Origin of the sequence: Salegentibacter tibetensis (assembly GCF_020164485.1) — a bacterium.
In the GTDB taxonomy this organism is placed as follows: Bacteria; Bacteroidota; Bacteroidia; order Flavobacteriales; family Flavobacteriaceae; genus Salegentibacter; species Salegentibacter tibetensis.
In genome coordinates this window covers 1-20,229 of sequence record NZ_JAIQZA010000022.1, presented here as the reverse complement: position 1 = coordinate 20,229, position 20,229 = coordinate 1, and the positions used below count along the sequence as shown (strand labels likewise).

Genomic DNA, 20,229 nt, shown 5'->3' with positions numbered 1-20,229 from the left:
AATTATGAGCAAAGGCGTACTATTGGTTAATTTGGGTTCTCCAAAAAGCACCGATCCCAAAGATGTAAAAACATACCTTGACGAATTTTTGATGGACGAACGTGTAATTGACGTTCCGTATTGGGCCAGGGTACTTTTAGTAAGGGGAATTGTTTTAAATACACGACCTAAGAAATCGGCTGAAGCTTACCAAAAAATATGGTGGGACGAGGGTTCTCCGCTTATCGTTTTATCAGAACGTCTTCAGAATAAAATGGATGATAATACTTCGGTGCCAATTGCTTTGGCGATGCGTTATGGAGAACCGAGTATAAAATCCGGGCTGCAGGAATTGCATGATAAAGGAGTTGATGAAGTTTTGCTTTTTCCATTATATCCCCAATTCGCGATGGCGACAACGGAAACCATTTTGGTTTTAGCCGAAGAACTTCGGAAAGAAAATTTCCCGAAAATGCAGTTTACCACCGTACCGCCATTTTACAATCACTCTGATTATATTAGGGTTTTAGCTGAAAGTATTTCAGAAAAATTGAAAGGAAAAGATTTTCAGCATTTATTATTTTCTTATCACGGCGTACCGGAGCGGCATATCAGAAAAAGTGATGTTACAAAATCGCATTGTAAAATTGACGGAAGCTGTTGCCAAACGGCTTCGGCAGCACATCAATTTTGCTATCGCCACCAGTGTTATGAAACTACCAGGCTTGTTGCCGAATATCTAGAGTTAAAAGAAAATTCTTATAGTGTTTCCTTTCAATCACGTTTAGGTTTTGATCCTTGGTTGCAACCTTATACCGATAGGACAATAGAGCGTTTTGGAAAACAGGGAATGAAAAAACTAGCCATTGTAACACCTGCTTTCGTTTCAGATTGCCTGGAGACTTTAGAAGAAATCGCTATGGAAGGAGAAGAGATTTTTCACGAAGTTGGAGGCGAAGAATTTACTGTAGTTCCCTGTCTTAACGATCGTGACGATTGGGTAAAAGTGCTTTCCCGTTGGGTAGACGAATGGGCACACCAAAAGCCGGTTGAAGCATAATGGCCTCGGTAAATTCTCGAAATCTCGGAGAAAAACCAATAGGTAAATTACTTGTACAGCAAGCGGCACCAGCTTCCGTAGGAATTTTGGTAATGTCGCTAAATATATTAATCGACACCATTTTTGTTGGAAACTGGATTGGCTCTACAGCTATTGCAGCGATAAATGTAGTGCTTCCGGTTTCATTCTTTATTGCCGCCCTTGGGATGGCTATTGGGATTGGTGGTTCTTCAATTATTTCAAGGGCACTGGGCGCCGATGACCGAAAAAAAGCCCTTAAAACTTTCGGAAATCAAATCAGTCTTACGCTAACTCTTACCATCGGTTTAGTGATTATTGGATTGCTTTTCGTGGATTCGCTAATTCCCGCTTTTGGCGGAAAAGGCGATATTTTTGAACCGGCGAAGGTTTATTACACCATTGTCCTTTACGGTGTGCCATTCCTGGCGCTTTGTATGATGGGGAACACAGTAATTCGCGCCGAGGGAAAACCTAAATTTGCGATGATCGCGATGATTATTCCTTCAGTTGGAAACTTACTTTTAGATTATGTTTTTATCAACCAAATGGGACTCGGAATGTGGGGTGCGGCTTGGGCTACCACAGCTTCTTATCTTTTTTGCTTTGCGTATATTTTCTGGTTTTTTCTTTCCAAAAATTCTGAGCTGAGAATCAGTTTGCCAGATTTCGGGCTTAATAAACTTATCCTTAGGGAAATTGGTTCCCTTGGTTTTGTTACTTTATCCAGGCAGGCAGTAGTAAGTGTAATTTACCTGCTTATGAATAATATTTTGTTTGATCTGGGCGGGGAAGATGCGGTAGCTATTTATGCGATTATCGCAAGAATGCTAATGTTTGCCTTATTTCCGGTACTAGGGGTTACGCAGGGTTTTTTACCAATTGCCGGATTTAATTATGGTGCCGAAAAATACCACAGGGTTCGCAAAAGTATCAATACCGCTATATTGTACGCCTGCGGATTAGGCTTACTGGTCTTCGCAGGGATTATGTTTTTTTCAGAAGAAATTGTTCGCATTTTTACTAAAAACCCCACGATCATTGCCGAAACTCCTGGGGCGATGCGCTGGGTTTTTGCCGCGACACCCATTGTCGCAATTCAGCTTATTGGCGCTGCTTATTTCCAGGCGGTGGGAAAAGCGGTGCCGGCCTTACTGTTAACTTTATCAAGACAGGGTTTCTTTTTTATTCCGCTTATTCTAATTTTACCGAATTATTTTGGAGAAATTGGGGTGTGGATATCATTCCCCATTGCCGATTTACTTTCAACTCTTGTTACTGCCTATTTTTTAAATCGTGAAATGAGATTAAAACTTAGGCCTGAAACCGTGCAATAATTCTTCCGAAGAAAAAATCATAAATCCCTATCTTTGTTAGATAGCTGAAAAATGATGGATATAAATGCTTTGAAAATACAACTGATGCAAAAGATCATTGCCTGTAATGATGACGTTTTGCTGAAGCAAATTGGAGAATTATTGCAAGGAGTAGAAGTAAAAGAGCCTGAGAAAGATTATGAAGTAGAAAGCCATAAAAACTTGCTTTCTAAAGAACAACTTGAAGAACTGGATCGCCGTTTGGAGGCATATAAAAGTGGCACGGAGAAAGCAATTCCGTGGGAAGAGGCAAAGCGGGAAATTGAAAAGAAATATGGGTTTTAGACTGAAAATAAACTTTTCAGCCCAATTTGATTTGAAAAATGCGATTGACTGGTATGAAGCCAAGCAGCCTGGTTTGGGAAAGCGTTTTCTAGATGATATTGAAAAAACATTAAACAGAATTCAATCTGATCCATATATCTTTCCGTTGGAAGGCAGTTATAGAAATGCTCTTCTTGATACTTTTCCATATATAGTGATTTTTGAAATAGATAGTCAAGAAATTATAATCCTGGCTTTCTTCAACACCCATCAGAACCCAACCAAAAAACCATAATTTGTGATAGAATATTACCAGTACATAAAAGCTTTACACCTTATTTTTGTGATCACCTGGTTTGCCGGGCTTTTTTATATCCCACGTTTATTTATTTACCATATAGAAGCCACCCAAAAACCTGAACCGGATAGAAGTATTCTCGCTACGCAGTTTAAATTAATGACTAAAAGGCTTTGGTTTATCATTACCTGGCCTTCGGCTATTTTAGCGAGCTTGTTTGCTTTTATGTTGCTGCATTTAGCGCCGGGATGGCTTTCGCAAGACTGGATGTTGGTGAAATTGGGTTTTGTTGTTTTGCTTTATGCCTACCATATTAAATGTCACCTCATTTTTAAAGAACTACAAAAAAATGTAGTAAAATGGACTTCTAATCAGATGAGGTTATGGAATGAAGGTTCTACCTTAATCCTTTTCTCAGTTATTTTTTTAGTAATTGTACGTGACGCGATTAACTGGATTTATGGAGTTTTAGGAATATTTTTACTGGCGGCAATATTAATGCTGGGTATCAAAATTTATAAGCGAATTAGAACCAAAAACCCCGATGCCTAATTGGTGTGATAATTGATTAATTTGCGCTAATAATCGTTTATGAAGCTTTCAAAACTTTCTTTAAGTACCCGCATTTTTATCTCCATGATCTTATTGGTGCTGGGGGCTTCAATTTTAATTGTTGGTATCACAGTATATCAATACAAACAGGAAGCCGAAAACTACCACCGCGAACGCCTGGAACGAAAGGAGCAGGCCATTAGGGAAAATATAAAGTTTATCCTGGCAAGCACTACCTATTTGATAAACACAGAAAATCTTGATATCATTTTTAGGGAGCGAAATAAAATTCACGAAATGGCCCAGGTGCACGAGATGCAAATCAATATTTATGATTTTCAGGGGCGGCTTTTAGTAAAATCAGATCAGTCTTTTTTTAGGGATACAACAGATAATCAGTTAGATAGGGATATACTTAGAAAACTGGAGCGCTCAGAAAGCAAGCGGTATATCGAAAAAACCGAACTTAACGGTCAAAAGTTTCAGTCTTCCTATTCCTATATTGTTGACGGTAAATTTAAACCCCTTGCCATTTTATATCTCCCGTATGTTCAGGATGATACGGTTTTAAACCGTGATTTGAACAATTTTCTATTAAGGATGGGGGAAGTGTATTTATTTATGCTTGTTCTGGCTATAATAATGTCTTATTTTCTGTCGAAATATATCACAAAATCCCTTAAGATTATTTCAGATAAAATTACTGAAACCCGGCTTGATAAACGGAACCAAAAGATAGATATTACCGACGCTTCCGAAGAAATTTACACGCTTGTGGCTGCTTATAACAGTATGATAGATGAGCTGGAAGAAAGTGCTGTAAAACTGGCTGCCGGCGAGAGGGAACAAGCCTGGCGCGAAATGGCAAAACAGGTGGCCCATGAGATCAAAAACCCATTAACCCCTATGCGTTTAAGTGTGCAAAGTTTTGAACGGAATTTTGATAAAAACGATCCCGATATTGAAGCGAAAGTAGCCGAATATTCTACCACGCTTATCAATCAAATAGACACGATGAGCTCTATTGCCGAGGCTTTCTCGAATTTTGCAAAAATGCCTGCTCAGCAAAATGAGATGCTAAATGTTCCGAAAATCGTAAAACTGGCGCTGGATATTTTTAATGAGGATTACATTCAGTTCTCCAGTGAAAAAGATGAAATTCTGGCCAAATTTGACCGCACGCAGCTTATTAGAGTGATTACCAATTTGGTGAAGAATGCGATTCAGGCGATGGGTGGGCAGGAGAATCCACGTATTATGGTTAGTATCCACGAAGAAGCTTCAGATGTATTTGTGGTAATATCAGATAACGGGGCGGGGATTTCCGAAGATAATATAGCGAAAGTTTTCGAGCCTAAATTCACCACTAAATCCAGCGGAATGGGCCTTGGTCTGGCTATGGTAAAGAATATTGTGGAAACCTATAACGGAAGCATTACCTTTACTTCTAAGCTAGGAAAAGGGACTACGTTTAAGCTGCGTTTTCCAAAATAATAGAATAACGAACCAAAAATTTTAGATATGGAATTCGAAAATATTTTAACCGAAAATAACGACGGGATTTTACAAATTATAATCAACCGTCCTAAAAAATTAAACGCCTTAAACCGCGATACAATTGAAGAATTACACCAGGCTTTTGCTGAGGCAAAAGAAGATCGCGAAGTAAAGGTGGTAATCCTAACCGGAACAGGCGAAAAAGCTTTTGTTGCCGGTGCCGATATTAGTGAATTTGCCGATTTTTCTACGGAAGAAGGTCGCGAACTTTCAGCTGAAGGCCAGGCTAAATTATTCGATTACGTGGCCAATTTTCCAAAACCGGTTATCGCCGCAGTAAATGGTTTCGCGCTAGGCGGCGGACTCGAATTGGCGATGGCGGCACATTTTAGGGTGGCCAGCGATAATGCAAAAATGGGGCTTCCCGAAACTTCCCTTGGAGTAATTCCCGGTTATGGAGGTACGCAAAGACTTCCGCAGCTAGTAGGAAAAGGCCGTGCGATGGAAATGATCATGACTGCGGGAATGATAGATGCTAACCAGGCACTTCAGTACAATCTGGTTAATCACGTTTGTGAGCCGGAAGAATTAATAGAATTCACGGAAAAAATTGCCCGTAAAATAATGAAGAATTCCCTGGTGGCTATAAGCGCAGCAATTCGAGCTATAAATGCGAATTACGAAGACGGTGTAAACGGATTTGAAGTTGAAATCAGTGAATTTGGAAGCTCCTTTGGAACTGAAGATTTTGAAGAAGGAACTTCGGCATTTTTAAATAAACGCAAAGCCGATTTCCCCGGAAATTAAAATAAAAGCTTTAACCTTCAGGAAGTATTTTCTGAATGTTAAAGCTTATTTTTTGTTTACTAAACAGGATATATTCCATAATTTTGTAATATGTCCAATAACAATGAATTTATCTACGGAAGGGGAGCACAGTTAAATGTGTCTAACCGCTTTGATGCGTACGATCATGAATTTCGCGATGATTTTCTCAATCATTGCGCGACTGAAGGCGATGAGGTGCAAAACTCGAAGACGGTTTTAATAGATACCTTTCCTAAAACCATAGTTAATAAAGTCAACAGTCCGGATGTTGGAATGGGATTTTCTTTGAACCCCTATCAGGGTTGTGAACACGGTTGTATTTATTGCTATGCGCGCAATTCCCATGAATATTGGGGCTATAGTGCGGGGCTTGATTTTGAACAGAAAATTTTGGTAAAAAGAAATGCGGTAGCCCTTCTGGAAAAGAAGATCAGCAGCAAAAAATGGGAAGCGACGCCTATTGTTCTTTCCGGGAATACCGACTGTTACCAGCCTATCGAGAAAAAACTGAAAATTACCCGGCAGTTGCTTCAGACCTTTTTGAAGTATAAACACCCGGTTGGAATAATTACCAAAAACGCTTTGGTGCAACGGGATATAGATATTTTAAAAGATCTGGCGGCAGATGATTTGGTGCACGTTAACCTATCGGTCACTTCTCTTGAAGAAGAAACTCGTAGAATCTTAGAGCCACGAACGGCCAGTATTAAAAAACGCCTGGAAACCATAGAAAAGCTTGCTGTAGCGGGTATTCCGGTGAGTGTGATGATGGCGCCTATAATCCCCTCAATAAATTCCCACGAAATTATGCCACTGGTTAAGGAAGTTTCAGAAAGAGGAGCTTTGGGCGTTGGTTACACTATTGTAAGGCTAAACGGTTCTATTGGCGCAATTTTTACCGACTGGATAAAAAAAGCAATGCCAGACAGGGCCAATAAAGTTTTGCATCAAATAGAAAGCGTTCACGGCTGGAGTTTAAACGATAGTCGGTTTGGCACGAGAATGAAAGGCGAAGGCGAATTTGCAAGCCAGGTAGCTCAACAATTTAAAATAGCCAAAGCAAAATATTTAAAAGGAAAGGAAAGACCGGTTTTGAACTGCGATCTACACGAACAATTTAAAGACGGACAAATGAAGCTTTTTTGAAAGACTGCCGTCATGCTGATTTCGTTTCAGCATCTACCATGAAAAGCAGTAAGTTCAATAATTAGAGTCCTTGGATCTTAAACTTTATGATGAATTTATAAGCTTAGAGTTGTAATCATTAATATTTTAGGGAAAAAGAGACAAGAGACAAGAGACAAGAACCGAGAACTGAAAACCCAGAACCGAGAACTGAGAACTGAGAAATATGCCTGAACTACCCGAAGTTGCTTATCAGAAAAAATATGCCGATGCTACTATTTTGCATAAGAGAATCGTAAAGATAGAAACCGGCGATAAAAAAATATACCAGTCAGATAAAAGTGAATTTGAAGAAACCTTGAACGACAATAAATTCACCGGCACAGAACGGTTAGGAAAATATTTGTTTCTAAACTTAGAAAAGCACGGGGTTTTGGTAGTTCATTTTGGGATGACCGGGAAACTGGAATATTACCAACACGAAGAAATACCCAAATATGCGCAACTAACCCTTACTTTTGAAGATCATTCCCGGGTATCATTTACCTGTCCGCGTAAGTTTGGAAAACTCTATTTAGCCGAAAGTTTAGCGGAATTTCAAAAAGAAAATGACCTGGGTGTAGATGCCCTGGTGCTTAAAAAATCGGAGTTTATAAAAATATTAGAAGGCAAAGCCGGTACAATAAAAGGGCTACTTATGAACCAAAAACTCATCGCGGGAATTGGAAATTTGTATGCCGATGAAGTGCTTTTTCAGGCTAAAATTCATCCAGCAACCAAGGTTGATAAACTTTTAGAGAAGGAGAAAGCGAATATTTACAAAGAAATTGAAAAAGTTTTGGAAGTGGTTAAAGAGGCGCGGGAAGAAGGGAATAAACTTCCGAAAACTTATATCACTACGGTTCGGGAAAAAGAAGCCGATTGTCCAAGAAATAACGGTAAGATAGAACAAATTAAAGTTTCTGGAAGAACCACTTATTTTTGCCCAAGTTGCCAGGAAGAAAAATCCTAAGGTTAAATTTTCCCATTCCACTCTGCATAAAATTGCTCGAGGTAAAGCTCCATAAAGTTGTGGCGTTTTTGCGCAATTTCACGCCCCGTTTTGGTATTCATCCGGTCTTTTAGTAAGAGCAGTTTTTCGTAAAAATGGTTGATTGTTGGTGCAGTGGAAGCTTTGTATTCCTCTTTACTCATATTCATTTCGGGCTCAATGGCAGGATCGTAAAGTGCACGGTCTTTAAACCCACCGTAATTAAAAGTGCGGGCAATTCCTATTGCGCCCAGGGCATCTAACCTGTCGGCATCCTGAACAATTTCCAACTCTATGGAATTAAATTCCTGCTGAATATTCCCTCCCTTAAAAGATACGTTTTCTATGATCTTTACCACGTGATCTATAATTTCAACTGAAACCTGTTGTTTTTGAAGAAATTCTGAAGCCATTTTTGGACCCACATTTTCGTCGCCATTATGAAATTTAGAATCGGCTATATCATGAAGTAGCGACCCAAGTTCGACTATAAATAGATCGGCATTTTCACTTTTAGCGATATGCTTTGCATTATTCCAAACCCGCTGAATGTGAAACCAGTCGTGACCACCCTCCGCATTTCTAAGAGTTTGTTTTACAAAAGCTTCTGTGTTTTTTAAAATTTGAGATTTATTCATATTGAAAATCAAACCTCACAGGTTTAGAAAACCTGTGAGGTTTTGTGTTATTATTTTATATCAGCAATAATAGTTCGCTCCACTTTGGCTACAAGGCCTTCGGGATCGTCTGAAGCTACGGAAACTGGTTCGTGAACTTTCAGTTTAATATGTACGCCGGGTTCCATCGGGAAATTTCCGTGTTTAAAGAGTTTCCAAGAATTGTTGATGGTTATGGGGACAATTAAAGCTTCGGGCATTTTTTTAAAAAGCATTTGCATTCCGCTTGCGGCGAACTTTTTAGGAGCACCGGTTCTGCTGCGGGTTCCTTCAGGAAAAATTACGGCAGAGCGATTTGTATTGTTGAGGTATTTGGCAAATTTACCCATCTTAAGAAGCGATTCTCGTGGATTTTTTCGGTCTATTAAAACCGAACCTCCGTGTCGTAAATTAAAAGAAATACTCGGGATTCCTTTTCCTAATTCTTTCTTGCTCACAAATTTCGGGTGGTGTTTGCGTAAATACCAGATTATTGGGGGGATATCATACATTCCCTGGTGATTGGCCACAAAAATACAGGGCTTTTCTATAGGGATATCCTGAGAATTTTCGACGGTAAAACGAGTTCCCAGAACATTAAGGCAACGCATTAAAAAGAAATTAAAGATATCTACACTTTTTTTATGCGCCTGGTAGCCGCCAAGTTTTAAACAAAGCCATTGAATAGGATGAAAAACCAGCAGGGTAATAAAAAAGAAAAAATAAAATAGAACCGATAAAGGGTATGAAAGTATTTTTTTCATCACTTAGATTATGCGGCTAAATTAAGTATTTAAGCCGTAAACCTGCAAATACTAATCTGGGAAATGGAAATAAAAATGGCTGGTAGAAAGGTCTTATTTCGTCAAGCTGAACTTGTTTCAGCTTCTAAGTTGATTTGAAACTAGATCCTGAAACCAGTTCAGGATGACGATTACAAAAACCTTCAACCAGCCATTTAATGAATTATACTAGTTGCTGCTTAGCAAAACTCGTTATAAGCTCCGATAAGGTTTTCAGCAATCATTTCAGCCGGGCGGCCTTCAATGTGGTGACGCTCTAGCATGTGTACTAACTCACCATCTTTAAAAAGTGCCATAGAAGGCGAAGATGGAGGGAAAGGTACCATTAAACTACGGGCCTTATCTGTAGCTTCTTTGTCTACACCTGCGAAAACGGTCACAAGGTTATCTGGTTTTTTTGCATTCTGTAAAGAAATTCTGGCGCCGGGTCTTGCATTGGCGGCTGCACATCCACAAACCGAATTTACAACTACCAGGGTAGTTCCTTCCTTCTTCATTGCGGCCTCTACATCTTCTACACTGTGTAATTCTTCAAAACCAATGCTGGTAAGGTCTTCGCGCATAGGTTTTACTAAATCTGCTGGATACATATATTTGTTTTTTTTGTATTAAACTTTAATAAGTTACAAAGATACCAAATTAACTTCAGCTGCCCATATTCCAATTAATTATGTGCGAATAGGTTAAATCGATGAAAAAGGGGTGGATTAGGTTTTTTGGAAGTTAAAGATTCCTGCAAGTCGCGAATTCGATAAATTAAAAAATTTCAGCGCAAGCCTTTTGGCAATTAAATCTCATTTAATGAGTAAAATAGTATCTTTGCCGCTTATTTAAAATTTTCTTCATGTTTAAATGGATTGCCGCTGTAATTGGCTATATGTATTTCCGGTTTCCCGGAGCCTTGCTCGGTTTTATAATAGGATCTCTAATAGATAACTGGACCCGTGGTAGTGGCGGGGCTTTTAAGCAAATGTTCGGGCAGGAGGAACAAAAGGTTTCCCCCGGAGATTTTGAGCTTAATTTGCTCTCACTATGTTCGCTGGTAATTAAAGCCGATGGACAGGTATCGCAGTCTGAAATGGATTATGTGCGTTCCTATTTTGTGCAGGCATATGGAAAAGAACGAGCCAATGCTACTTTTAGAACTTTTAACGAACTGATTAAAGACCGGGAGATCTCAGCGCCCCGTATTTCACAATATTTAGCTTCCAGGACCAAGTATCCTGCTCGTTTACAAATCATACATTTTCTCTTCGGAATTGCGCAAGCCGATGGCCGTGTTAGTGAAGCCGAAGCAAGAATAATTCAGGAAATTGCCGGCTATCTTAGAATTGGCCGAATGGATTTTGAAAGCCTGAAGGCGATGTTTTTTAAATCTGCCGATAATGCTTATAAAATCCTTGAAATTGAAAAATCTGCTACTGACGCTGAAGTGAAAAAAGCCTACAGGAATATGGTGAAAAAATACCATCCCGATAAATTAGGCCATATGGATGAAGCTTACCGAAAAGGTGCCCAGGAAAAATTCAATAAGGTACAGGAAGCTTACGATCAAATTCAAAAAGAGCGCGGAATTTAGTTTTAGAAATTATATTTTACATTCAGCATCAAATTTCTGCCTGGGCTGCTCACATTAAATGCCCTTAAAATAGACATATGATCTACATAAGTTTTATTTAATGCGTTATAAACCGTAATCCCAGTCTCCAGCTGATTGTTTCCTAAATTGAATTTCTTACTGATTCCCAAATTAACTAGAGCGTAACCCGGTGTAGTTTCTTCATTAAGTCCGGCTCTATCCTGATCTCGTATTAATCTTAGTTTTGAAAAAGCATAGAGGGATCTATCATTTAAGCCGAAATAACCCACTTCCAGGTTAAAATTATCTGGCGGAATAAAACTTATATTTCGGTTATTTTCTCTGTCTTCAGCCCTTACAATTGCTCCGGAAAATTTTGTTTCCAGTCTTTGCTGGTTTAACCAACTGTGCTTTAACTCAAATTCAAAACCATATAAATCGGCGTCAGTTTGCAGGTAAGACCAGACCTCAAGATTTTCTTCCGGCCGAGTTTCATTTGTGGCAGCAAAGTAGATATAGTTATTCACCCGGCTACCAAATGCTGAAAAAGTACCTTCAAATCTTTTATTTCGGTAGGTGTAACTCGCATCGGCCTGTAAACTTTGTTCCCGGCCAAACTGATCGTTCCCTTTTTCAAACCTACTGGTACCTGGATGTGGGCCGTTGGAGAACAATTCAGCCAAATCTGGTGCCCTGAAACCGGTAGAAAAATTCAGTTTTAATTGATTTCTTGCGTTGAATTTTTTAGTGGCCCCAATCGAACCGGTAAAGCCGTTAAATGTCCGGCTGAGTTTTCGGTTTTCAGGATTTCCGGGAAGGATAAATTCATCGGCAATAAGTTCGGCTGAACTGGCATCAGCAGTAACATCTCTGTAATCATAGCGTAAAGCCCCCTGGAAAAACCATGTATCGATATCCAGACTGGCGAGGTAATATAAACCACTCTCAAAAACATCAGCATCTGGAATTAAGAATTCCTGTGAATTTTTAATGTTTCGGGTATTTACAACACTTCCCTGGACGCCCAGACTGTGTTTTAATTTTCGGTTAGGTAAGCTTACTCTGGCATTATAAAAAGTATGATTTTGCTGTAGGCCAAGGTCTACCCGGTTAAAATCTTCCTCTATTTCCTTGCGATTATTTGAGTGATGGGAAAGGTGTAATGAAGTTTCAAAATTATCGTGCTGGGTAGTTTGATTATAGGAAAGCAAATAATCTTTTACTTCCTGAAATGGCAATTGCATTTCCCTGTCATTTCTTGTAGTGGCGAGGCTTTGCGAATCCTGCATTTCTTCATCTATAATAATTCCAAGGTTTTGATCATTAAAGGAAAATGATAATTTATTCTGAAAATTTTTCCGTTTAATACCGGTGTGTAGTCTAAGCGTTTTAGTATTAAACCGACTATTACCAATAATCCTGTCACCCCCGTTTTTATAGTCGGCGTGATTTTCAAAAGCGAGATCTGTGGCTATAAAAATGCCATTTTTAAAGGATTTTCCTACTGAAGCATAAGTGCGGACACCGTTTGAAACACTATTAAAAGTAGTTCCTATATTTCCTGATATTTTGTTTGCATTCTTATAAAATTCATCATCCTGGGCGAGTAAAACCCCGCCTAAAGCTCCCGAACCATATAAAACTGAAGCAGGTCCTTTAATAACTTCTACTTTTTTAATACCGAGATCATTAATTCCAAGGCCGTGATCTGCACCCCATTGATGGTTTTCAAGCTTATTGCCCTGGTAAATAGTTACCACCCGTGAAAACCCAAGTCCGCGAATAAATGGTTTTACGATACCCTGACCAAATTCGGCACCATATACCCCCGGTACTTCCCGTAAACTTCCCATCATCCCATTGGGGTTTCCCTTATTTTCGATTCCCTGCATACTAATGCTGGAGACATTATAAGGAGTGCGCCGGGTAAGTCCGGTCTGGGTATCTACAATAAGTACTTCATCAAGTTCTGCAGGAGATTTTTCGAGTTCGATATTTTGGGTTTTGGTTTGCCCTTCAGCAATAGAAATTTCCAGGCTAAAATTCTTAAAACCGATAGCACTAACCTTAATAGTATGATTTCCTGCGGGAATATTCTTCAGTAAAAAATTTCCGTTTTCATCAGCTGTAGTTCCCAGGCTTGAATTTTCGATGTAAATATTTGCAAAAGCAACCGAGCTTTTTTCAGAAGTGATCTTTCCTGAAAGTTCGCTCTCTTGTGCAAAACCTGGAAAAGCAGTTATTATTAAAAGTACTATTGCTAAATGTTTCATTTTCGTATTTTTGACAAAACTATAAAATATATTTAGATAAGTCTAAAAATAGGTTTTTAAATTTAAAAATGTATTTTTGGAAAATATAAATTGGGAGAATGTTTAGTTTTTCAGAAGAGAATTACCTTAAGGCGATTTTTCATTTAGAACGAAAGTACCAGGCTGGCGTAAGCACCAACGCGCTGGCTGAAGAAATGGATACCAAGGCTTCCTCGGTTACCGATATGATTAAGAAACTATCAGAAAAAGAACTGGTAGTCTATAAGAAATACCAGGGAGTAAAGCTGAGTGAATTAGGGAGGAAAACTGCTGTAGAGGTAATTAGAAAACACAGGCTGTGGGAATATTTTCTGGTAGAAAAACTCAATTTTAACTGGGATGAAGTGCATGATATAGCCGAACAACTGGAACATATAAAATCTGAAAAACTCACCCGTGAATTAGATAAATTTCTGGGTTTTCCCAAGCGTGACCCTCACGGAGATCCAATACCGGATGCTGAGGGGAACTTTAGTGTAGCCAATAAAATGTTGCTTTCAGAATTAGAAAAGACCGAACAGGGAATTTGTGTAGGAGTTAAAGATAGCTCATCAGATTTTTTAAGGTTTTTAGATAAGAATAATATCTCGCTAGGGAAGGATATTAAAGTTCTGGAAAAAGAAGCTTTTGATGGATCAATGCTAATTTTAATTGAAGAACGACAACTAAGGATTTCACAATTAATATCGAATAATCTCTATATAAAAATACAGCAATAAATGGAAGATATAATAGCGTATTTTGAGCAGTTAGACCCGGTAACGGCCGCTTTAATAGCCACGATTTTTACCTGGTTACTTACGGCAGCCGGAGCTTCCCTGGTTTTTCTTTTCAAGAATATGAATAGGAAATTATTTGACGGAATGCTGGGTTTTACGGGTGGGGTAATGGTGGCTGCCAGTTTTTGGAGCTTACTTGCACCCGGGATAGAAATGAGCCCGGGAGAAGGTTTTGAAAAAACGGTTCCGCCTCTTATTGGTTTTGGCCTGGGTGCGCTTTTTCTTTTCGGACTTGATAAAATATTACCACACTTACACGTAAACTTTAAAATGAGTGAAAAGGAAGGTATAAAAACACCATGGCATAAATCGGTCTTACTTACCCTGGCCATTACTTTGCATAATATTCCTGAAGGTTTAGCTGTTGGTGTTCTTTTTGGAGCCGCAGGTGCCGGCATGGAAGGCGCAACTATTGGTGGTGCAGTAGCCCTGGCTATCGGGATTGGATTACAGAATTTTCCTGAAGGTTTTGCGGTTGCCATGCCTTTGCGGGGACTGGGAATGAACCGTTGGAAAAGTTTTAATTATGGCCAGCTTTCCGCAATTGTAGAGCCCTTTGCCGCTGTATTAGGTGCCTGGGCAGTAATGACCTTTGAGCCAATTTTACCTTATGCGCTTTCTTTTGCTGCCGGGGCGATGATCTTTGTGGTAGTAGAAGAAGTGGTACCGGAATCGCAAAAAGGTAATTATACCGATATTGCTACTATTGGGTTTATCATCGGATTTATGGTCATGATGACGCTGGATGTTGGTTTAGGATAAAAGCTTTTGCAACATTTAGGTTGTGGCACAGTCTTTAGTAGTAAAGAGTTATGCAAGAATTATATATAACCAATAGCAACCGAATTAGTAGAAATTATATTTCAATAAAATCAGCTTTGTTAATGGCTGCCTTTTTTCTTTTTATAATTCCCGCTTCAGCACAGGAAGAAATTGAAGATATAGAGCATTACGGTAAAACCTATGTTGGGGAGTCTTTTAATTTCGGCGGAAAAACAATTAGGTTTAAAGAGGTGTTGGTGGATTCCAGATGTCCCAGTGACGTAACCTGCATCAGGGCCGGCGAAGCAAAAATTCTGATAGAAATATTTAAAAACGGAAATCTGGTAGGAGAAGAAATTATTAGTACCCAATCGCAAAATCTCTCTCTTACGAAATTCTTTCAGGGGGATTTTTCACTGAATGCAGTTGCACTTTCACCATATCCTAAAACTTCCAGAAAAATAAAAGCTTCAGATTATCAGCTTCAGTTTAAAGTAACAGAAACGATTAAAAATTGATCCCAAGCACATTTTAAAATTCTACAGCTTTTTTCTAAAGGGTCCCGGAAAATCACAAATTATATAGCTTAAGAGGCTTAGCAATAATGTGAAATAACTCTTATCTTGTAATTAAGATTAAAAGCTTATTATGGAATCAGTAATATTTCAAGGAGAATCGAAAAAGATTTAAAGTTGCTTATGAAGCTTGCGCATAAACTCGGGATTGAAACCCGGTTTTTAAAACCGGAGGAACTGGAAGAATATGCATTGGGATTTGCAATAGAAGAAGGAGTAAATGAAGAGGAAATAAACGTAGAAGATTTTAAACAATCACTTTTAAAGGATGAAGGTTAGAATCAGTAAAATCCTGACAAAAGACACCACTAAAATCACTGATAGGCGATAGGCCTGATTTCTGAGGGTTGCAATTTTCGATTCTTTTATGAGAATTTTTATTACTTCCGAGTTATCTGTTATATTCAGCTTTCAGCACTTTAAGATCGTGCATTAGATCTTCAATAGCTTCGGCATCGGTGCCATCGTAAAATCCGCGGATGCGTTTTTCTTTATCTACAAGCACGAAATTTTCGGTATGAATCATATCATACGGTCCTCCATCGCCATTGCTTTTTGAAGCGAGATAAGATTTCCTGGCCAGTTCATAAATATGTTTTTTATTACCGGTAACCAGGTTCCATTTTTCATCGATTACGCCTTTTTCTTCAGCATAAGCTTTTAAAACAGGCACCGAATCGGTTTTTGGGAAAACGGTATGGGAGAGTAACAAAACTTCGGGATCATCCTTTACTTGCTCTTGAATTTCCAGCATATGATCGGTCATTACAGGGCAAATGGTAAGGCAGGTAGTGAAAAAGAAATCGGCGATATAGATTTTATTCTCATAATAATCCTGGGTGATCGTGTCGCCATTTTGATTGATAAGCTCAAAATCTTTAACGGTATGGTATTTACGAATATGCTGCACTGTGGAATCTACCAATTCGGCATTTACCATATCGGGCTGAAAAACAGGCAGGCGCTCTTCCGGAGTTAAAAGCGTATAAATACTATAAATAATAATTACTGATAGTATAAACAGTACAATGGCAAATTTCTTGAGCCAGGCAAAAAGATCACGCATACTATTAAATTTACTCGATAATCGAGATTTAAATGCTCCGAGGCCTGCCCGAATCATTCAGGCGGGCTTGCCTCGAAATCAAGATATATTTTCCAATAATGTCTCTTGGGGCTTGCCCCAAGGTAGTTTACTAAGTGAGATTTTAAATATATAGATTTAAGTCGAAAATCTTTAGCTTTTTAAAAATGCTTCCTTAAGAGTGTCTCAAGAAAATCTACTGCAAAATTAAGGGCTAGCAATCAATTAGTCGCAGTTTAAAACTTAAAATTTCAGATCACTAAAACAGGAGGGCTTTTAAACTTTTTTAGGAGATTTTAAAAGTTTACTTTTGTGCGATTTAAAATTTGAAGCATTACGCATGGATCCATTTATAGTTAAAGCCATACAGTTACTGTTAAGCTTATCTTTACTTATAGTCTTACACGAACTTGGGCATTTTATTCCCGCCAAAATATTTAAAACCAGGGTAGAAAAATTCTTCCTCTTCTTTGATGTGAAATTCGCACTCTTTAAGAAGAAAATTGGCGGAACGGTCTACGGAATTGGATGGTTGCCTCTGGGCGGTTATGTGAAAATTTCCGGGATGATAGACGAAAGTATGGATAAGGAGCAGATGGCAAAACCACCTGAGCCCTGGGAATTTAGAAGTAAACCGGCCTGGCAGCGACTTATTATTATGCTTGGAGGGGTAACGGTAAACCTTGTGCTTGGATTTTTAATTTACATGATGATTATTTTTGTTTGGGGAACCAATTATGTTGGTCCAGATGAAATGCCAGAGGGGTTTGCTATTGCTGAAGAATTTAAACAATTTGGTTTTGAAGATGGCGACAGGGTATTACAGGTAAACGGTCAGGAATTTGAAAACAGCCTTGATATTAACCGCCATTTATTTATGCGTGATGTTAAATCAATAACTGTATTACATCCTAATGGACAGGAAGAAACGGTGCAAATTCCGGAGGGAATAGGTAGCGAAATGTTTGAAAAAGGCATTATGCAACCGTTTATACCTATACAAAAACCGGTTGTAGATAGTGTTTTGGCAGAACAAACGGCAGCACTTGCCGGATTAAAAAAAGGGGACAGCATTATTTCTGTTAATAATCAGAAGATTGGATATTGGCACGAAATAAGGGCGATTACCGATGAAAATAAAAACAAGGAAATAGAGATTGTCTATAAACGGGGAGACGATATTAAAAGTAGTCTGGTTACCCCAGATGATGATGGTATTCTTGGTTTTAGCGTGATGCGCGATTTTGAGGTTAAACAAAAGAAATACGGTTTTGCCGAAAGTATAAAAGAAGGTTTCGATTATGGTTACTGGACTCTAAAGGATTATATCTATCAATTTAAATATGTTTTCACAGAAAAAGGAGCAACGCAATTAGGAGGCTTTGGTGCCATAGGAGGAATGTTTCCAGATACCTGGGATTGGAAAGGATTCTGGGGGACTACCGCCCTGATTTCTATTATTCTTGCCGTAATGAATTTACTGCCAATTCCTGCTTTAGATGGCGGGCACGTAGTTTTCTTATTATATGAAATGGTTACCGGCCGCACACCTAATGAAAAATTTATGGAAGTCGCCCAATTAATAGGGTTCTTTATTTTAATTGCACTAGTGCTATTCGCTAACGGAAACGACATATATCGCTGGTTATTTGAGTGATAGGGATAGGAAGGAATTTTAAACGAAAAAAACCTGAAAAAAATTCAATTTTTGTTTTGCGGTGATTTAAAATTTGGTTTATATTTGCAACCGCAAAAGAGCGATACACTCCTCCTTAGCTCAGTTGGTTAGAGCATCTGACTGTTAATCAGAGGGTCCAAGGTTCGAGTCCTTGAGGGGGAGCAGAGTAAAGACAAGCCATTCAAGAAATTGAGTGGCTTTCTTTTTTTGGTGGGTACAACATAGGGACAACATTTTTTTCGAGAAAAAAAATCAAAGATTAAACAATCATTATAATATAACTAGGCAGCCAAAAATGGCTGCCTTTTTTGTTGTGCGCCGTGCATGGCGTATCACTTAACGGTGCAAGTCCGTTATGGGGGTTTATAGCTACCTATCATTAGCTGAGAGCAAGGGTGTCCATCGCGAGGTGGAATCTAAAGGAAGCTTAAAGCAAATTTCCGGTCCGAGGAACACGAACATCATATGAGTCATATCTGATCTGGATGAGCTTGCAGCACAAAGCGAAATCCAAAAGCTATACGGAGATCAGGATGTAAATGATGCGGATATATGGAATGAAAGTGATGCGTCTTACCGCGGAAGATCTCACAGACATAGGTGAAACAGAGTATGAACTTATGGTTGAAACAAGATTTACTGTGAGAGGTCAGCTGACGTCGTAGTACCCAAAGTCAACGAGGTGCATAAACTGCACAGGTCTCACAATTGGGGAAGGACAGAACCTTAAGAAGTAAGAAGTCAATGACTGTTACCTTATGAAGGGAAGAATGCAGAAAATATCGAAAGATACCTGGCTGCAAAAGGATAGGGCGGAACCCGACAGCTATGCAGCAGGGCAGACCTTTATGAGGATAACTGAAAACAACCTTACTGATGTTACTACTTTAGAAGATGGATTATTAGAACAGATCCTGTCTCCTTCCAACCTGAACCGGGCTTACAAAAAGGTTCGGAGCAACAAAGGAAAGGGAGGAGTAGACAAGATGGAAATCGACTCCTTACAGGACTATCTTGTAGAAAACAGAGATGAGCTATTACAATCCATAAGGGACGGAAAATATCGTCCCAAACCAGCACGACGAGTAACAATACCCAAAGAGAATGGCCGAAAGCGCTTACTAGGTTTGCCCACAGTGGTAGACAAGGTAATCCAACAAGCTATTACTCAGGTACTCTCTCCTATTTACGAGGAGCAATTCTCTACCCACAGCTACGGCTTTAGACCCGGTAGAAATACTCATCAGGCACTTAAGAAATGCAGGGATTATATCAGCGATGGCTACATCTATGCTGTCGATATGGACCTGCAAGAGTTCTTCGACAAGGTAAGCCAGAGTAAACTTGTGGAGATCTTGTCAAGAACGATAAAGGATGGGCGGGTAATCTCGCTCATTCACAAGTATCTTAGGGCTGGAGTAATGATCGGGAATAAGTTTGAAGAAACAAAGCTGGGGGTTCCTCAGGGAGGACCACTAAGTCCACTGATGAGCAATGTAATGTTAAATGAGTTGGACAAGGAGCTCCAAAGAAGGGGGCACCGCTTCGTCCGCTATGCGGACGACAGTCTCCTACTCTGTAAGAGTAGGAGGAGTGCGGAGCGAACGCTAAGGAATATTATTCCTTTTATCGAGGATAAGTTATTCTTGAAAGTGAATAGAGAGAAAACAAATGTTTCTCACGTCTCTAAAGTCAAATTCCTTGGACATACCTTCTACCGAAGTCGCGGAAAAGGTAGACTCCGAGCCCATCCAACAAGTATCCGAAAGATGAAACAGCGGTTAAAACAGCTTACATCAAGGAACAATGGATGGGGTGAAGACCAAAGAAAGGAAACACTCAACCACTATGGATATTCCGGTGATGCTGACCCCTCATTCCGGCCATACTGACCCCCCTAAGGATTTTGGTCAAAAAGATAAGTTAATGACAATATTACAGTTTTTTTCTTAGACTTTCCCCCTTAAGTTCTAT

At 39.2% G+C, this 20,229-nt stretch carries 21 protein-coding genes and 1 tRNA gene; 17 read left to right on the top strand and 5 right to left on the bottom strand.

What is annotated here, in order from left to right; genetic code table 11:
• The first annotated feature begins 4 nt into the window (after positions 1–4).
• From hemH to LB467_RS12025, 9 genes are all read left to right on the top strand, one after another.
• Entirely contained in the window at positions 5–1,039 is a 1,035-nt protein-coding gene (hemH, locus tag LB467_RS12065; protein ID WP_224474293.1) for a ferrochelatase, read from the top strand.
• On the top strand, positions 1,039–2,394 hold the full coding sequence (locus tag LB467_RS12060; protein WP_224474292.1) for an MATE family efflux transporter: 1,356 nt from the start codon (positions 1,039–1,041) through the stop codon (positions 2,392–2,394). The genes hemH and LB467_RS12060 overlap by 1 nt, the downstream gene beginning before the upstream one ends.
• A gap of 51 nt (positions 2,395–2,445) precedes the next feature.
• Positions 2,446–2,718, top strand: a complete 273-nt coding sequence (locus tag LB467_RS12055) for an addiction module protein (protein WP_224474291.1) — start codon at positions 2,446–2,448, stop codon at positions 2,716–2,718.
• Positions 2,708–2,992, top strand: a complete 285-nt coding sequence (locus tag LB467_RS12050) for a type II toxin-antitoxin system RelE/ParE family toxin (RefSeq protein ID WP_224474290.1) — start codon at positions 2,708–2,710, stop codon at positions 2,990–2,992. The genes LB467_RS12055 and LB467_RS12050 overlap by 11 nt, the downstream gene beginning before the upstream one ends.
• A gap of 6 nt (positions 2,993–2,998) precedes the next feature.
• Positions 2,999–3,547: a CopD family protein gene (locus tag LB467_RS12045; protein WP_224474348.1), complete on the top strand. Its 549-nt coding sequence runs from the start codon at positions 2,999–3,001 to the stop codon at positions 3,545–3,547.
• Between the two features lie 39 nt (positions 3,548–3,586).
• Positions 3,587–5,041, top strand: a complete 1,455-nt coding sequence (locus tag LB467_RS12040; protein ID WP_224474289.1) for a sensor histidine kinase — start codon at positions 3,587–3,589, stop codon at positions 5,039–5,041.
• Positions 5,042–5,068: 27 nt separating this feature from the next.
• Positions 5,069–5,851: an enoyl-CoA hydratase/isomerase family protein gene (locus LB467_RS12035; protein ID WP_224474288.1), complete on the top strand. Its 783-nt coding sequence runs from the start codon at positions 5,069–5,071 to the stop codon at positions 5,849–5,851.
• 90 nt (positions 5,852–5,941) lie between these two features.
• Positions 5,942–7,018, top strand: coding sequence for a PA0069 family radical SAM protein (locus LB467_RS12030; RefSeq protein ID WP_224474287.1), 1,077 nt, complete (start codon positions 5,942–5,944; stop codon positions 7,016–7,018).
• A gap of 205 nt (positions 7,019–7,223) precedes the next feature.
• The gene (locus LB467_RS12025; protein ID WP_224474286.1) at positions 7,224–8,009 is read left to right on the top strand and encodes an Fpg/Nei family DNA glycosylase; all 786 of its coding nucleotides are present in this window, start codon (positions 7,224–7,226) and stop codon (positions 8,007–8,009) included.
• Between the two features lie 2 nt (positions 8,010–8,011).
• Here the strand turns inward: LB467_RS12025 and LB467_RS12020 are convergent, their stop codons facing one another.
• The 3 genes from LB467_RS12020 to LB467_RS12010 form a co-directional block, all read right to left on the bottom strand.
• The gene (locus LB467_RS12020) at positions 8,012–8,665 is read right to left on the bottom strand and encodes an HD domain-containing protein (protein WP_224474285.1); all 654 of its coding nucleotides are present in this window, start codon (positions 8,663–8,665) and stop codon (positions 8,012–8,014) included.
• Between the two features lie 50 nt (positions 8,666–8,715).
• Positions 8,716–9,447: a lysophospholipid acyltransferase family protein gene (locus tag LB467_RS12015; RefSeq protein WP_224474284.1), complete on the bottom strand. Its 732-nt coding sequence runs from the start codon at positions 9,445–9,447 to the stop codon at positions 8,716–8,718.
• Positions 9,448–9,665: 218 nt separating this feature from the next.
• Positions 9,666–10,076, bottom strand: a complete 411-nt coding sequence (locus tag LB467_RS12010) for a BrxA/BrxB family bacilliredoxin (protein ID WP_224474283.1) — start codon at positions 10,074–10,076, stop codon at positions 9,666–9,668.
• A 254-nt stretch (positions 10,077–10,330) separates the two neighbouring features.
• Here LB467_RS12010 and LB467_RS12005 point away from each other — a divergent pair, with 254 nt between their 5' ends.
• Positions 10,331–11,065, top strand: a complete 735-nt coding sequence (locus LB467_RS12005; RefSeq protein ID WP_224474282.1) for a TerB family tellurite resistance protein — start codon at positions 10,331–10,333, stop codon at positions 11,063–11,065.
• A gap of 2 nt (positions 11,066–11,067) precedes the next feature.
• Here the strand turns inward: LB467_RS12005 and LB467_RS12000 are convergent, their stop codons facing one another.
• Positions 11,068–13,338, bottom strand: coding sequence for a TonB-dependent receptor (locus LB467_RS12000; RefSeq protein ID WP_224474281.1), 2,271 nt, complete (start codon positions 13,336–13,338; stop codon positions 11,068–11,070).
• A gap of 98 nt (positions 13,339–13,436) precedes the next feature.
• Here LB467_RS12000 and LB467_RS11995 point away from each other — a divergent pair, with 98 nt between their 5' ends.
• From LB467_RS11995 to LB467_RS11980, 4 genes are all read left to right on the top strand, one after another.
• Positions 13,437–14,096: a metal-dependent transcriptional regulator gene (locus LB467_RS11995; RefSeq protein ID WP_224474280.1), complete on the top strand. Its 660-nt coding sequence runs from the start codon at positions 13,437–13,439 to the stop codon at positions 14,094–14,096.
• Positions 14,097–14,918: a ZIP family metal transporter gene (locus tag LB467_RS11990; RefSeq protein WP_224474279.1), complete on the top strand. Its 822-nt coding sequence runs from the start codon at positions 14,097–14,099 to the stop codon at positions 14,916–14,918. It begins immediately after the preceding gene.
• A gap of 50 nt (positions 14,919–14,968) precedes the next feature.
• Positions 14,969–15,436: a hypothetical protein gene (locus LB467_RS11985; RefSeq protein ID WP_224474278.1), complete on the top strand. Its 468-nt coding sequence runs from the start codon at positions 14,969–14,971 to the stop codon at positions 15,434–15,436.
• 180 nt (positions 15,437–15,616) lie between these two features.
• On the top strand, positions 15,617–15,772 hold the full coding sequence (locus LB467_RS11980) for a hypothetical protein (protein ID WP_224474277.1): 156 nt from the start codon (positions 15,617–15,619) through the stop codon (positions 15,770–15,772).
• Positions 15,773–15,884: 112 nt separating this feature from the next.
• On the opposite strand, the gene LB467_RS11975 is transcribed toward LB467_RS11980, so the two are convergent.
• Positions 15,885–16,559: an SCO family protein gene (locus tag LB467_RS11975; RefSeq protein ID WP_224474276.1), complete on the bottom strand. Its 675-nt coding sequence runs from the start codon at positions 16,557–16,559 to the stop codon at positions 15,885–15,887.
• A gap of 358 nt (positions 16,560–16,917) precedes the next feature.
• Here LB467_RS11975 and rseP point away from each other — a divergent pair, with 358 nt between their 5' ends.
• From rseP to ltrA, 3 genes are all read left to right on the top strand, one after another.
• A complete protein-coding gene (rseP, locus tag LB467_RS11970) occupies positions 16,918–18,234 on the top strand; it encodes an RIP metalloprotease RseP (protein ID WP_224474347.1) in 1,317 nt (438 codons plus the stop codon).
• A 109-nt stretch (positions 18,235–18,343) separates the two neighbouring features.
• Positions 18,344–18,417: transfer RNA gene (locus LB467_RS11965), tRNA-Asn, on the top strand.
• Positions 18,418–19,013: 596 nt separating this feature from the next.
• Positions 19,014–20,147: a group II intron reverse transcriptase/maturase gene (gene ltrA, locus LB467_RS11960; RefSeq protein WP_224474275.1), complete on the top strand. Its 1,134-nt coding sequence runs from the start codon at positions 19,014–19,016 to the stop codon at positions 20,145–20,147.
• Positions 20,148–20,229: the final 82 nt, after the last annotated feature.